Below are 14,236 nucleotides of genomic sequence, written 5' to 3' on the forward strand. Positions count from 1 at the left end.
AGGCCGGTCAGAACAGGCCGGCCTCTTTCGCAATCATCGCGGCCTGCGTCCGGTTCTTGGCGTCCAGCTTCCGGCACAGGGTTTTCACATGCAGTTTGATCGTGACCTCCTGCAGATCAAGCTCGCGCGCGATTTCCTTATTCGCAAGACCTCTGCAAAGCCCACTCAGGACTTCGAGTTCGCGTGGTGACAGCCCTTTGGCAAGTTCGTTGGTTTCCTCAGGCTCTTCTGCGGTCATGAACTGCACGGGCACAAAGGTTTCACCGGCGGACATAAAGCGGATCGCGTTGATCATGGAGTTGGCGGCCATGGTCTTGGGCAGGAAACCAATTGCCCCAGCGTCCAAAGCCTCCTGCGCGATGGCTTTGGGGGCAATGCCGGACATAATGGCGACCGGCCAAGGCTCATTTGCCTCCTTGGCTTTGGCAAGCCCTTCCAGCCCGTTCATGCCGGGCATCGAGTAATCCAAGAGCACAAGATGATAGCGTGGTTTCGCGTTGATCTTGTCCAAGGCGTCGGCAAGATCCGACGCCGTGTCGATTTCGAAATCCTTTTCCCGACCCAGGAACGCTGCCAGCGTATCCCGAACCAAATCATGATCGTCAGCAATCAGGATTTTCATGCGTCGTTCCCAACCTTTTCTAGCGCCTGTGCAAGTTGCCCGAGATTGGTCGGTTTCGCAAATACTCCCTGCACCGACGATGCATTGATACGCGGGTCCGACAATCGACGTGCCAGGGCGGTGATCACGAATATGGGAAAATCAGGGTGCTCGGCACGGATGCGTTCGACGACATCGCCGCCGTTCAATTCGGGCATATCGTAGTCGGTGATCAAAGCCGCCCAGTCTGAGGGGTCTTCCAGAACCGTTTCAATCGCGAGCGCCGGTTCCTCCAGAACGCTGACCTCAGCGCCGCATGTTTCAAGAAACGAGGCAACGACTTCGGCCACTTCGGGCTGGTCGTCGAGGATCAGGATGGCCTTGCCGCGTAGGTCGCCGCCGACACTTGCATCTTCGGCGGTGACGTTTTCGACCACCATGGGCAAGATCACTTCGACCGATGTGCCGTGGCCCAATTCGCTGTCGATGAACAACGCACCGCCCAAGCGTTTCACGATGGCTGACACCATGGCCAGTCCCGCACCCGTGCCGCGGCTGCCTTTGGTCGTGAAAAACGACTCAAGGACGCGCGGAAGAACGTCAGGCGCGATCCCGGTTCCGGTGTCGCTAACTGTGATGCTTGCGTAGGCGCGGTCGGACAGGACCTTGCCGACCATGGGAGCGCGGTCTGCCGAAGGGCTGAAACGACTCAGAGAAACGGAAATCACTCCGCTCCCGTCTGGCATTGCGTCATTGGCGTTGATCACAAGGTTCAGCAACACAAGCGTGATATCTGCAATCGCCGCCCGCACATTGAGCGACGAAGTGCCGGGATTGACCACAAGGCTGGTGTCACTCGAAAGATTAACCTCGGCCAGGGCGCGCACCTCGCCCAGAACCGAACGGAGATCAAAGATCGAGGCGTCGTCGTCAACTGTGCTGAGATCAAGCATCCGGTTGACCAGCCGCGCCGCAGTCGCGCTTGCCTTTGAGATGCGGTCCGAGTGCGCCTTTATATCTTCGGAGGCGGTGTCGTCGGTCGAGATCAGAGTGGCCGAGCCTGAGATCGCTGAGAGCACGTTGTTGAAGTCATGAGCCAATCCGGCGGCAAGGTTCGACAGAGCCTCGCGCCGACGGGCCTCTTCCATTTGTTTGTTCAATTCCGCCAGTCTCTGCCGGTTCTGCAGGGCAGAGGTAATATCCCGCACCACAACGACATCACCGACCTGCGCGACCGGGGTCACCGTGACCTCATGCAGGATGCGCCGCCGCTCTTTCGTGACAAGTTCAAGCAGATCTGCGCGGTCGGACAGTCCTGCTTCTGCGCGCAGCAATTCGGCATTGTCTGGCTGCTTGTAATGCTCGGACCACGCGCGCCCGATCATGGTGTCCTCGCTGTCGTATCTCAAAAGCTCGGCCAAGGCCTGATTAGCATAGACCAGCAACCCGTCACCGCCGACGATGCCGATCCCGTCGATGGCGTTTTCGATTGCCGCCGCGCGCTGGCGCAACAGGCGTTCGGTATCACGGATGGCGGTTGTATCGGTGGCCGAGATCACAAAGGCCTGTTCACGGGTCTTTTGCGCCCGAAACAGCACCTGACGCCCGCTGGGCAGACCTGTTCTCAGGCCATCGCGCGCCTCGCACAGCAACTCAAGATCAGGATCGACCAACCCTTCGGGCAGTGTGTCGCCGTTAGCTGCCAGCCGGTCTTTGTAGGCGGCCCAATTGTCCCGAAATGTGCTGCCGATTTGCCAACTGAGCGGCGTGGCATCGAACATCTCGCGCGTGCCTTCGTTGGAAAACGCGATGGTGCCATCGGCCAGAACCATGAGGAACGCGTCATTGGTGTGATCAAGCGCATCCTGAAGCCGTGTCTGCGCCAACCTGCGTTCAGTATCCGCCAAGACACGCGCGGAAGCGTCAGTCTGGGTCGCCACCATTTGGGTCAGGCGGCCCTCTGAGTCGTGAACCGGGAACAGAGACAGGTCGTTCCAGAACATGTCACCGGACTTCTTGCGGTTTTTCAGCAAAAAGCGGCCGGATCGCCGATCCGTCACCGCCTGCCGCAGGCGCGTCCGTTCAAGGCTGTCTGGTGGTTCGTCCGACAGGAAGCGGCAATTCTGACCGATCACCTCCTGCGATTGATATCCCGTCAAGGCTTCAAAAGCCTTGTTCACAAAGATCAAAGGCAGATCGTCCTGCGTGGCATCGGCGATGGCAAACCCAGACGATGACCCGTCAATCACTGCAGCCAGCAGAGCGTTTTGCGAACTCAGTTCCAACGTCCGCAAGGCCTGTGCCGTCAGCCGGATCACCTGTTTGAGAAGATCAAGATGCCCCTTGTTGAACCGCTGGTTTTGCGGATGCGTGCAAATGATCGCGCGTTCTGTTTCGAATTTGGTCTCGAACGGAGAACTGAGCAGACTGCCGACCGCCATGCTGTCGTGTTGAGCAATGCCACTGAGTTTCGGCACCTTGCGTGCATCAACGATATTTCGCGGTTTCCTCAGGAATCCGGGATCAATCGGCAGGTCTAGGCCTTCGAGCGATCTGTTGGTCGAGGTTTCTACCCGAACAGCGTCGTCTGTTTGGCAGATGACCGACACTTCGGCGGCGTTCAATGCCTCTGCGGATTTCGCCAAAACCGACCGAAGTGCCAAGAGCGGGTTTTCAGCCGTCGTCGTGACACTCAAAATGTCCAAGAGCGCGCGGGTGTCGCGCAGGGCGTCCTGCTCGCGAGCGCGCAGGACTTCGATTTCCAGCAGAGCTTCGCGAAGGCGTTCGGTCTGCGACATAATCAGGCTTGGCTTTCTCGGGCGCTAGGGGTCTTTCGAGAACGCTATACAGGAAATCATCAAATTCCCATGCCTATTGCCTGCCTCATGCACAGAACCTTGTTCGCCGAATGTAAAGACACCCAGGAACGGCTGACCGCCCAAAACACTATTCACGCCGCCATACACGTCTGACAGCCGGTCCTCGACAGCAAGCATGCATCCACCGCAATAGACCATCAGCGCTCCGGCGACGTTGTCGCTCTTCACGCTGCCTGCACGGAGCGCAAATTCAGCGACCCGTCCGGCACGGGCGGCAAGGACGGCGACATCGCCTTGCATCTGCGTGAGGTGTTCACCTTCGGCCACTTCGGCGAACAGGTCGAGCGAACCGTCGTCATTCGTCACGCAGGGATGCGCCAGAAGGTAATACGGGACATCCCCGAGTGAGCCGATTTCACGACCCAAAGGCCACAACGTCGCCTCGGATAGGATGTTGCGTTCGCCACCTTCGGGTGCAGATGGAACCCCGCCGCCATTCCAACGGGAATACACGCTTGCAGCAGGCTCACCGTCGATCTCGATCAGCTTGCGGCCCTCGGATTTGGTTACGACGCCGCTGTCAGCGGTTGGTGCATATCCATTCTGATAAGCAAATTGGATCGGCGTCGAACAGAACAAGACTGAGACAACCAAGCCAGAGCCAAGTTGCTCGGACCCGTCAGAGACCGTCCATTCGCCGGCCACCGTGTCATCAGCAGCACTGCCGCCAATGATTGGAACATCAGAACCGATGACGGTTTCGATCCCGCGAATGGCATCTTCTTCGTTGCCGGGGGTGATGGACAACCAGACCAGATCAGGCGCCTCGCCGTCGCGCTGCGCGTTTTCCAGCGCAGCAACGGTCGCCGCCGTTGCAGCCGCTTCGGTGTCATCGCCCAAAGGCGCAGCAGCGGTGCCATAGTCGCCATCAGGGTCCGAAATCACGAACAGACCCAAGTCCTGCAAACCTGCCTGCGACATGGTTCCTTTACAAGATGACGCGCAATGCAGAGCTGGGACATGCTCTTTCAGCGTCTGTAGCAACAAATCATCGACGGTGCCTGCACGGTGATGCAGGGCGGCAAAGCTGGCCGTGTGACCATCGGCTTTCATACCCGCCAAAGCCTGAACAGCGTCATCAGAAGCCGCTCCGGCTGACAGCTGGAACGTGGAAATATACATGGGACCCTCCGTTTCATCCGCCATTAACAGGTTTCGAAATCGTCCGGCGCCGACATTGGGATATGCCCACTATCCTTTCGTATAGTCGCCTGCCCAAAAGAGGCCACGCGACAGGGCATGTCGCTTCTATGCAGGAGGCGTTGATGGCATGCGGATAGAGAAGGCAGTGTCGCAAACGGCACTGAATGCAGTGGGCTAGGCGCCGCAATCGACGTCAACAAGCGTCTCGTGCCGAGGTCCGGTGCAGTCTGAAGTGTTGGGAAAATGTGGTGCCCAGAAGAGGACTCGAACCTCCACGTCCATACGGACACTAGCACCTGAAGCTAGCGCGTCTACCAATTCCGCCATCTGGGCACGGGTTGGTGAGCGCTGCGTTTAAGGCTGGTCGCGGGGGGTGTCAACGGGATTCGGCAACTGTTTCGCCCTTCATCTGCCGAGATGCGCGCATTTGGTTGTTGCCGCTTTATTGGGGGAGCGGTAGGACACCTCGCAAGTGTCAGCTGCAAGGTTCGCGACCATGTCTAAACTTGTCACAATCTATGGCGGATCGGGCTTTGTCGGCCGCTACATTGCCCAGGAATGTGCGCGCGCGGGATACCGTGTGCGTGTGGCCGTGCGCCGCCCGAACGAGGCGATGTTCGTGAAGCCTTATGGCGCGGTCGGGCAGGTAGAGCCGGTTTTCTGCAACATCCGGGATGATGACTCGGTGGCGTCGGTCATGACCGGAGCCGATGTTGTCGTGAACTGCGTGGGCATTCTGGCGCCAAGCGGCAAGAATACCTTTGACGCGGTTCAGCATGAGGGCGCGGAACGGATCGCGCGCATCGCAGCCGCGCAAGGCGTCGAGAAAATTGTTCATGTTTCGGCCATCGGCGCGGACAAAAGCTCAAAAAGCGATTACGCCGTGTCCAAAGCGCTGGGCGAAGAGGGCGTTTTGCAACATATGCCCAACGCCTTGATCCTGCGTCCGTCGATTGTGTTCGGCAATGAGGATGAATTCTTCAATCGCTTTGCCGCCATGGCGCGCACCTCGCCATTCGTGCCGATCGTGTCGCCGTCGACCAAGTTTCAGCCAGTCTATGTCGAGGATGTGGCCGAGGCCGCGATGGCAGGCATCTCGGGCGATGCGAGTGGCATTCACGAGCTGGGTGGACCGGACGTGAATACGTTCAAGGAGCTGATGCGGCAGATGCTGGACGTCATTCAGCGCCGTCGTCTGGTGCTGGGGCTGCCTGTCTGGGTTGGGCGCATCATGGGCTTTACCTTCGAGGTCGCTAATGCGATCTCGCTCGGTCTGGTGCCCGCTGCGATCACGCGGGATCAGGTGCGCAATCTGGCCAAGGACAATGTTGCAAGCGGCGATTTCCCAGGTCTGCAGGATTTGGGTGTCAAACCAACCGCGCTTGAGGCTGTTCTGCCCGATTACCTTTGGCCGTTCCGCCCGTCAGGCCAATACGCTGCGATCAAGAACTCGGCGAAAAATCTGAAGTCTTAAGCGGCCAGCGCACCGGAATAGCCAAGGTACAGTAGCACGCCGCCCAGCAGGACGCGGTAGATCACGTATGGCGTGAAGCTGACGGATTGCAGCAGTTTCATCATCAGTGCCAATGCCGCGAGCGCGGACAGGAAGCTGAGCGCGATCACAATAGCAGCGTCGCGGATCGGAACGCTGCCGCCGATGAGGTCGAGCGAGGATACCAGTCCGGATGCAAGGATTGTCGGGATCGACATGAGCATCGCAATCTTTGCGCCATCCGTGCGTGTGTAGCCCTGAAACAAGGCGCCAGTGATGGTGATGCCTGACCGTGAGGTGCCGGGGATCAGGGCGACCGCTTGCCAAAGGCCCAGAATGCCTGCGTCCTTGAGCGAGAATTGCGCTTGGGCTTTGACCTGCGGGGCGCGCTGGTCCGCGACATAGAGCAGGATGCCGAACAAGAGCATGGTCCACCCGATGACAGTGACCGAGCGCATCGCGTCGGCGAGGCCTGTCACCTTGAAAATCAATCCAAGGATCACGACCGGAACCGTTGCAATCGTGAGGCAGAGCGCCAACCATGCCCCTTGTGTGTCGATCTTGCCCCGAACCAGCCGACCGGTGCCGACAATCGCGGCGCGTGTGTCCGACCAGAAATACAACACCACCGCAAACAGCGTTCCAACATGGGCAGCTACGTCGATGACGAGGCCCTGATCCTGCATACCTGTCAGTTTCGGCAGCAAAACGAGGTGACCGGAGGAGGAGACCGGCAAGAACTCGGTGATGCCTTGAATGATGGCCACAAGGATCAGGTGAAATAACGGCATGAAAAGACCTGCGATTCGTTTTGTGGCAACTTACGCATGGGCGTCTGGGGTGCCAGATGCGGATTTGGGTCCGATCCGGACATAAAATCTGAGCGATTCACTTGAAAATCAATGTGCGGCGCGACGCTGATCGCCAATAGGTCAGCAATTATGACTTGATCCGGACCCTTTCTTCGCGCAAAAGGGCGGCAATCTCCGAATTATGAGGACCTCAGCCATGGCCAAAGGCCCCATGCTTAAATTCGTGACCGTTGATCGTGCGATGCCGGAAAAGCGTCCGCCAAATCTCCGTAAGGAAGATTTCAACGAGATTTACGGTGAGTACGCGAAAGCCAAAGCAGAAGAGCAGGCAAGCCGCTGCTCGCAATGCGGTGTGCCGTATTGTCAGTCGCATTGCCCTCTGCACAATAACATCCCGGATTGGCTCCGCCTGACGGCTGAGAACCGCCTGCAGGAAGCCTATGAGGTTTCGCAGGCGACGAATACTTTCCCGGAAATCTGTGGCCGCATCTGTCCGCAAGACCGCCTGTGTGAAGGTAACTGCGTGATTGAACAGTCGGGTCACGGCACCGTGACCATCGGCTCGGTGGAGAAGTACATCACCGACACGGCGTGGGAAGAAGGCTGGGTTCAGCCAATCACTGCTGCATCTGAGCGGTCTGAGAGCGTTGGCATCATCGGCGCGGGCCCAAGTGGTCTTGCCGCTGCTGATTTCCTGCGTCGTCAGGGCGTGCAGGTCACGGTCTATGATCGCCACGACCGCGCTGGCGGGCTGCTGACCTACGGCATTCCGGGCTTCAAGCTTGAGAAAGACGTTGTCATGCGTCGTATCGAACAGCTTGAGCAAGGTGGTGTTGAGTTCGTTATGAATTGCAACATCGGCGACCATATCAGCTTTGAGGACCTGCGGGCCAAGCACAACGCGGTTCTGATCGCGACGGGCGTTTACAAATCCCGCGAGCTGCAGACCCCGGGATCGGGTGCCGAGGGCATCGTTCGTGCGATTGACTATCTTACAGCGTCGAACCGCAAGAGCTTTGGCGATGACGTCGCCGAGTTTGACAGCGGCGAGTTGAACGCCGAGGGCAAGCGCGTTGTCGTGATCGGTGGTGGTGACACTGCGATGGACTGTGTGCGCACCGCGATCCGCCAGGGCGCTGAGAGCGTAAAATGCCTCTATCGCCGGGACCGGGCCAACATGCCGGGCTCGCAGCGCGAGACGCAGAACGCCGAGGAGGAAGGTGTCGAATTTGTCTGGCTGACGGCCCCCAAGGGCTTTACCGGCGACAAGGTCGACGGCGTGATGGTGCAAAAGATGCGCCTTGGCGCGCCGGATGCGACCGGCCGCCAGATGCCAGAAGTGATCGAAGGTGCCGACTACGTCGAAGGCGCAGACCTTGTGATCAAGGCGCTGGGCTTTGAGCCGGAAGAGCTGCCAACGCTGTGGAACCAGCCGGAACTGGAAGTGACCCGGTGGGGCACGGTGAAGGCCGAGTTTGAGACAGGTCGCACAAGCCTGCCGGGCGTCTATGCGGTGGGTGACATCGTGCGCGGCGCTTCGCTTGTTGTCTGGGCAATCCGCGACGGGCGTGACTGCGCGGCGGCAATCCTGAACGACCTAAATGCCACCGCCTCTGTCGCGGCGGAGTAACAGGCGCAACTGATACACCTTCCATACACAACCGATGCGTACTCCGTATGCACCGGCAAACCCAAAGGTCAGCCCCGCTGACGATTAAGGACCAGACCGCTGAACGCACGTCTTCTTCATATCCTGCCCGCGCTGATCGCGCTGAGCCCCTTGCCGGTCGTGGCACAGGGGCTCGAGGTCGTGGATGTGCCAGAGGGTTGCACGGCGTTTGTCACGGTTCAGTATTCCAATTGCAGCGTCTCGCACCACTATACCTGCGAAGCCGACGAGCCGGGCCATCAGTGGCGCGTCGATATCGGCGAAGAGGGCCCGTATTTCCTTGGCCGGATCGATCGCGAGACGCAGTGGTTGGAAAGCATCGACCTGATCCTTGGTGTGCGTGACCTGCTGGACCCTGATCCCGTCGATCCCGGTAGCTTTACCGAGTTGGCGCAAACCGGGCGCGATGATTTCGAGTTTTCGACCACGTCGGATAGCGGAGAACAGATGTTCTTTCGCGGGCGTGATCTGTTGACCGGCGAGACGGTCGTGATTGACGACGTCCCACTTCTGCGGACTGAGACCTTTGCCCGCGCGACTAATGCCGAGGGTGAGTTGGTCTGGGAAAGCACCGGCAACGAATACATCCATCTCGATTGGCGTCTGTTCCTTGCCGGTAACTACGTCACCCGCACACCCGAACAAACCGTCCAGGAAGAGAGCCGCCCCGTGCGTTTCGATTTCCCCGAAGATCAGGGATTTCTGTCGCGCGATCCCGCATTTGGATGCGGGGCGGAGTTGCTGTGATGGCCTATTTCATCGACGCGAACGCGTCACTTCAAACACTGCGTGCCATGCACGCCCCGCGAGCTAAAGGAGCCACGCCATGACCAAATATGACGCAGCCTGGGTTCAGTCCGAAGAAGCCAAACGCACATTCATGGCCGAGCATTCGCTCTACCGCGATGAGGACGAGCATTCGTCCTGTGGCGTTGGCCTTGTCGTGTCCATCGACGGACAGAAAAGCCGCAAGGTCGTCGAAGCCGGCATTCAGGCGCTAAAGGCGATCTGGCACCGTGGCGCGGTCGACGCCGACGGTAAAACCGGCGACGGCGCTGGTATCCATGTCCAGATCCCTGTCGAGTTTTTCTACGACCAGATCGAACGCACCGGCCACGTCCCAAACAAGGACGAGCTGATTGCCGTGGGTCAGGTGTTCCTACCGCGCGCAGACTTTGGCGCGCAGGAAACCTGCCGGACCATCGTGGAATCCGAAGTTCTGCGGATGGGCTATTACATCTACGGCTGGCGTCACGTGCCGGTCGATGTGTCCTGTCTTGGTGAAAAGGCGAACGCGACCCGGCCTGAAATCGAACAGATCCTGATCAGCAACACTAAGGGTGTTGATGAGGAAACCTTTGAGCGTGAACTGTACGTAATCCGTCGTCGCATCGAAAAGCAGGCGGCAGCGAATGGCGTGCGTGAACTGTACCTTGCGTCGCTATCGTGCCGGTCGATCATCTACAAAGGCATGATGCTGGCCGAGCAGGTTGCCGAGTTCTATCCGGACCTGCAGGACGAACGCTTTGAGTCCGCTTTTGCGCTCTATCACCAGCGCTATTCCACCAACACGTTCCCGCAGTGGTGGCTGGCTCAGCCATTCCGCATGCTGGCCCATAACGGCGAGATCAACACGCTGAAGGGCAACGTGAACTGGATGAAGAGCCATGAGATCCGCATGGCCTCGTCCGCATTCGGCGACTACGCCGAGGACATCAAGCCAATCATCGCGGGCGGGTCGTCCGACTCCGCCGCGCTGGACGCTGTCTTCGAGGTTCTTGTTCGTGCTGGCCGTAACGCGCCGATGGCGAAGACCATGCTGGTGCCGGAAAGCTGGTCCAAGCAGGCGACCGAACTGCCGCAGGCATGGCGTGATATGTATTCCTACTGCAACGCGGTGATGGAGCCATGGGATGGCCCTGCGGCGCTGGCGATGACCGATGGTCGCTGGGTCTGTGCGGGTCTGGACCGCAATGGTCTGCGCCCGATGCGCTATGTGGTGACCGGTGACGGCCTGCTGATCGCGGGGTCTGAGGCCGGGATGGTGCCGACTGATGAGGCGACCGTCGTGGAAAAGGGCGCGCTCGGGCCAGGCCAATTGCTGGCCGTGGACATGCAAGAGGGCAAACTGTTCCACGATACCGAGATCAAGAACCAGCTGGCCGAGGCCGCGCCATTTGGCGACTGGGTCGGCAAGATCAACGATCTGGACAGCGAACTGGCAGCTGTCACCGAAAAGCCGATGTTCGAGGGCGCGGAGCTGCGTCGTCGTCAGATCGCGGCGGGTTACTCGATCGAAGAGCTTGAGCAAATCCTGACGCCAATGGCCGAGGACGCGAAAGAAGCGCTGGCATCGATGGGCGACGACACGCCATCGGCTGTGCTGTCCGAGAAATACCGCCCGCTAAGCCACTTCTTCCGGCAAAACTTCTCTCAGGTGACGAACCCGCCAATCGACTCGTTGCGCGAATACCGCGTCATGAGCCTGAAGACCCGGTTCGGCAACCTGAAGAACGTGCTGGATCAGTCGTCGTCGCAAACCGAGATCTTGGTTCTGGAGAGCCCGTTTGTGGGCAACGCCCAGTTCGAGAAATTGGTCGAGAACTTTAATGCGCCGATGGTCGAGATTGACTGTACCTTCCCCGCCGGTGGCGATCAGGGCGCATTGAACGCGGCGCTGGCACGTATCCGGTCCGAGGCAGAGGACGCCGTGCGCTCTGGCGCTGGACATCTGGTGCTGACTGATCACCATCAGGGCGACGACAAGGTCGCAATGCCGATGATCCTGGCGACGAGCGCTGTGCATTCATGGCTGACGCGTCACGGGCTGCGGACCTTCTGCTCGCTCAACGTGCGGTCGGCGGAATGCGTGGACCCGCATTACTTTGCGGTTCTGATCGGCTGCGGCGCGACCGTGGTGAACGCTTATCTGGCTGAGGATTCGCTGGCCGACCGGATCGACCGTGGTCTGTTGGACGCGACGCTGACCGAGGCGATTGCACGCTATCGCAACGCGATTGACCAAGGCCTGCTCAAGATCATGGCCAAGATGGGGATTTCGGTTGTGTCTTCCTATCGCGGTGGTCTGAACTTTGAAGCAGTGGGCCTGTCCCGCGCGCTCTGTGCGGAATACTTCCCCGGTATGCCGTCGCGCATTTCGGGCATCGGCACCGCCGGCCTGCAGAAAAAGGCCGAGGCCGTGCATGCCGCCGGGTTCAAAGGGACCAGCGTCCTGCCCATCGGGGGCTTCTACAAAGCGCGCCGCTCGGGTGAAAAACACGCGTGGGAAGCACAGACGATGCACATGATGCAGGCGGCCTGTAATCGCGCGTCTTATGAGATGTGGAAGCAGTATTCGGCCAAGTTGCAAAGCAACCCGCCGATCCATTTACGTGACCTGCTGGACTTCAAAGCCATCGGTGCGCCGATTTCGGTGGACGAGGTTGAAAGCGTGACCTCGATCCGCAAGCGGTTCGTGACGCCGGGCATGTCGTTGGGCGCGCTGTCGCCAGAGGCGCACAAGACGCTGAACGTGGCGATGAACCGAATTGGTGCGCGTTCAGACAGTGGTGAAGGCGGCGAAGACCCGGCACACTTCGTGCCGGAGCCAAACGGCGACAACCCATCTGCGAAGATCAAGCAGGTGGCGTCAGGCCGTTTTGGTGTGACCGCCGAGTACCTGAACCAGTGTGAAGAGCTGGAGATCAAGGTCGCGCAGGGTGCGAAGCCCGGTGAGGGTGGCCAGCTGCCCGGTATGAAGGTCACCGACCTGATTGCCCGTCTGCGGCATTCGACCAAAGGTGTGACGCTGATTTCACCGCCGCCACACCACGACATCTATTCGATCGAGGATCTGGCGCAGCTGATCTACGACCTCAAGCAGATCAACCCGCGCTGTAAGGTGACGGTCAAGCTTGTTGCCGCCTCTGGTGTGGGCACGATCGCTGCCGGTGTGGCCAAGGCGAAAGCCGACGTCATCCTGATCTCGGGCCACAACGGTGGGACCGGGGCGTCGCCTGCGACCTCGATCAAATATGCGGGTCTGCCGTGGGAGATGGGCCTGACCGAGGCGCATCAGGTTCTGGCGATGAACAATCTGCGGTCACGCGTCACGCTGCGGACCGATGGTGGTCTGCGGACGGGCCGCGACATCGTCATGGCCGCGATGCTGGGTGCCGAGGAATACGGTATCGGCACGGCGGCTCTGATCGCGATGGGCTGTATCATGGTGCGTCAGTGCCAGTCGAACACCTGCCCTGTGGGCGTCTGTACGCAGGACGAAAGCTTGCGCGCCAAGTTCACCGGCAATGCCGACAAGGTCGTGAACCTGATCACGTTCTACGCCGAAGAAGTGCGCGAAATCCTGGCCTCGCTGGGCGCGCGGTCGCTGGATGAGGTGATCGGGCGTGCTGATCTGCTAAGCCAGGTGTCACGCGGATCGGCGCATCTGGATGACCTTGATCTGAACCCGCTTCTGATCACCGTCGATGGCGCAGACCGGATCGAATACGACCGCTCGCGTGACCGCAACGCGGTGCCGGATACGCTGGACGCGCAAATCGTGCGCGATGCGGATCGGTTCCTGAAAGACGGCGAGAAGATGCAACTGCAATACACCGTGCAGAACACGCATCGGACCGTCGGCACGCGGGTGTCGAGCCATATCGTCCAGCGCTTTGGCATGCGCAACGACCTTCAGCCGGATCACCTGACGGTGAAACTGAAAGGGTCGGCGGGTCAGTCGCTTGGCGCGTTCTCGGCTCCGGGCCTCAAGATCGAAGTGTCAGGCGATGCCAATGACTATGTCGGCAAGGGCCTGTCAGGCGGCACGGTCATCGTGCGTCCGCCGCAGATCAGCCCGCTGGTGGCGTCCGAGAACACGATCATCGGCAACACCGTGCTCTATGGGGCGACCGATGGGTATCTGTTCGCAGCAGGCCGCGCGGGTGAACGTTTTGCTGTCCGCAACTCGGGTGCAAAGGTCGTGATCGAAGGCTGCGGTGCCTGCGGCTGTGAATACATGACCGGCGGTGTCGCCGTGATCCTGGGCGAGATCGGCGCAAACTTTGGCGCGGGCATGACCGGCGGCATGGCGTATCTCTATGACCCAGAGGGCAAAGCGCCCGTCCTGATGAACATGGAAACTCTGGTGACCTGCCCCGTGACCGTGGACCATTGGGAACAGCAGCTCAAAGGTCTGATCGAACGCCACGTGGCCGAAACCGGTTCGGTCAAAGCGCGCGATATCCTGCAGCATTGGGACACCGAGAAGGGCAACTTCCTTCAGGTCTGCCCGAAAGAGATGCTGAACAAACTGGCGCATCCGATTGGAATCGAAGACGCCGCGATCCCAGCTGAATAACGGGATGGTTTGGTAAAGAATGAACGGCCCCGCTGGTGAGAACTGGTGGGGCTTTTTGGTTGGGGGGTGGGGTGAGATTCTGCAATGAGCCCAAGTTGTTCAATCCTCAGAGCATGGCGAACGTTTGCAAACCTTACCCTTGATTGCCCCCGCGGCACCGATCAAACTTGCAGAAAGAATGTGAAAGGCTGCAAACAATGGATCCTTTTGTGATTTTCGCAATCGTTTGGTTGGTCCTACCAATCATTTTGTTGATCCTTTGGCTTCGTGCTCGTAGC

The 14,236-nt window shown here is 59.4% G+C and carries 8 protein-coding genes and 1 tRNA gene; 4 read left to right on the forward strand and 5 right to left on the reverse strand.

From position 1 onward, the window contains the following. Positions 1-7: 7 nt before the first annotated feature. The 4 genes from FE702_RS12670 to FE702_RS12685 form a co-directional block, all read right to left on the reverse strand. Positions 8-622, reverse strand: a complete 615-nt coding sequence (locus FE702_RS12670; RefSeq protein ID WP_147126672.1) for a response regulator transcription factor — start codon at positions 620-622, stop codon at positions 8-10. Beyond that, entirely contained in the window at positions 619-3,399 is a 2,781-nt protein-coding gene (locus FE702_RS12675) for a PAS domain-containing hybrid sensor histidine kinase/response regulator (protein WP_147126673.1), read from the reverse strand. Before FE702_RS12675 ends, FE702_RS12670 begins: the two co-directional genes overlap by 4 nt. Positions 3,400-3,423: 24 nt before the next feature. Beyond that, a complete protein-coding gene (locus FE702_RS12680; protein ID WP_186827078.1) occupies positions 3,424-4,602 on the reverse strand; it encodes an FIST signal transduction protein in 1,179 nt (392 codons plus the stop codon). Positions 4,603-4,869: 267 nt separating this feature from the next. Next, positions 4,870-4,956, reverse strand: a tRNA-Leu gene (locus tag FE702_RS12685). Between the two features lie 163 nt (positions 4,957-5,119). Between FE702_RS12685 and FE702_RS12690 the strand changes: the two genes are divergently transcribed. Beyond that, positions 5,120-6,097, forward strand: coding sequence for a complex I NDUFA9 subunit family protein (locus FE702_RS12690; RefSeq protein ID WP_147126675.1), 978 nt, complete (start codon positions 5,120-5,122; stop codon positions 6,095-6,097). Here FE702_RS12690 and FE702_RS12695 read toward each other — a convergent pair. After that, positions 6,094-6,906: an undecaprenyl-diphosphate phosphatase gene (locus FE702_RS12695; protein WP_147126676.1), complete on the reverse strand. Its 813-nt coding sequence runs from the start codon at positions 6,904-6,906 to the stop codon at positions 6,094-6,096. The genes FE702_RS12690 and FE702_RS12695 overlap by 4 nt on opposite strands. A gap of 217 nt (positions 6,907-7,123) precedes the next feature. On the opposite strand from FE702_RS12695, the gene FE702_RS12700 reads away from it, so the two are divergent. The 3 genes from FE702_RS12700 to gltB all read left to right on the forward strand — a co-directional run bounded on the left by FE702_RS12700 (position 7,124) and on the right by gltB (position 13,958). Then, positions 7,124-8,557: an NAD(P)-dependent oxidoreductase gene (locus FE702_RS12700; RefSeq protein ID WP_147126677.1), complete on the forward strand. Its 1,434-nt coding sequence runs from the start codon at positions 7,124-7,126 to the stop codon at positions 8,555-8,557. A gap of 159 nt (positions 8,558-8,716) precedes the next feature. After that, positions 8,717-9,343, forward strand: a complete 627-nt coding sequence (locus tag FE702_RS12705; RefSeq protein WP_147126678.1) for a hypothetical protein — start codon at positions 8,717-8,719, stop codon at positions 9,341-9,343. A gap of 79 nt (positions 9,344-9,422) precedes the next feature. Continuing rightward, a complete protein-coding gene (gltB, locus tag FE702_RS12710; protein ID WP_147126679.1) occupies positions 9,423-13,958 on the forward strand; it encodes a glutamate synthase large subunit in 4,536 nt (1,511 codons plus the stop codon). Positions 13,959-14,236: the final 278 nt, after the last annotated feature.

The organism is Shimia ponticola, from assembly GCF_007995215.1.
GTDB classification, from domain to species: domain Bacteria; phylum Pseudomonadota; class Alphaproteobacteria; order Rhodobacterales; family Rhodobacteraceae; genus Shimia_B; species Shimia_B ponticola.

Bases quoted from the DNA above. Each gene is read 5' to 3' on its own strand.
- FE702_RS12680 (WP_186827078.1), bottom strand. From the start codon at position 4,602: ATGTATATTTCCACGTTCCAGCTGTCAGCCGGAGCGGCTTCTGATGAC.
- FE702_RS12670 (WP_147126672.1), bottom strand. From the start codon at position 622: ATGAAAATCCTGATTGCTGACGATCATGATTTGGTTCGGGATACGCTG.
- gltB (WP_147126679.1), top strand. From the start codon at position 9,423: ATGACCAAATATGACGCAGCCTGGGTTCAGTCCGAAGAAGCCAAACGC.
- FE702_RS12675 (WP_147126673.1), bottom strand. From the start codon at position 3,399: ATGTCGCAGACCGAACGCCTTCGCGAAGCTCTGCTGGAAATCGAAGTC.
- FE702_RS12700 (WP_147126677.1), top strand. From the start codon at position 7,124: ATGGCCAAAGGCCCCATGCTTAAATTCGTGACCGTTGATCGTGCGATG.
- FE702_RS12695 (WP_147126676.1), bottom strand. From the start codon at position 6,906: ATGCCGTTATTTCACCTGATCCTTGTGGCCATCATTCAAGGCATCACC.
- FE702_RS12690 (WP_147126675.1), top strand. From the start codon at position 5,120: ATGTCTAAACTTGTCACAATCTATGGCGGATCGGGCTTTGTCGGCCGC.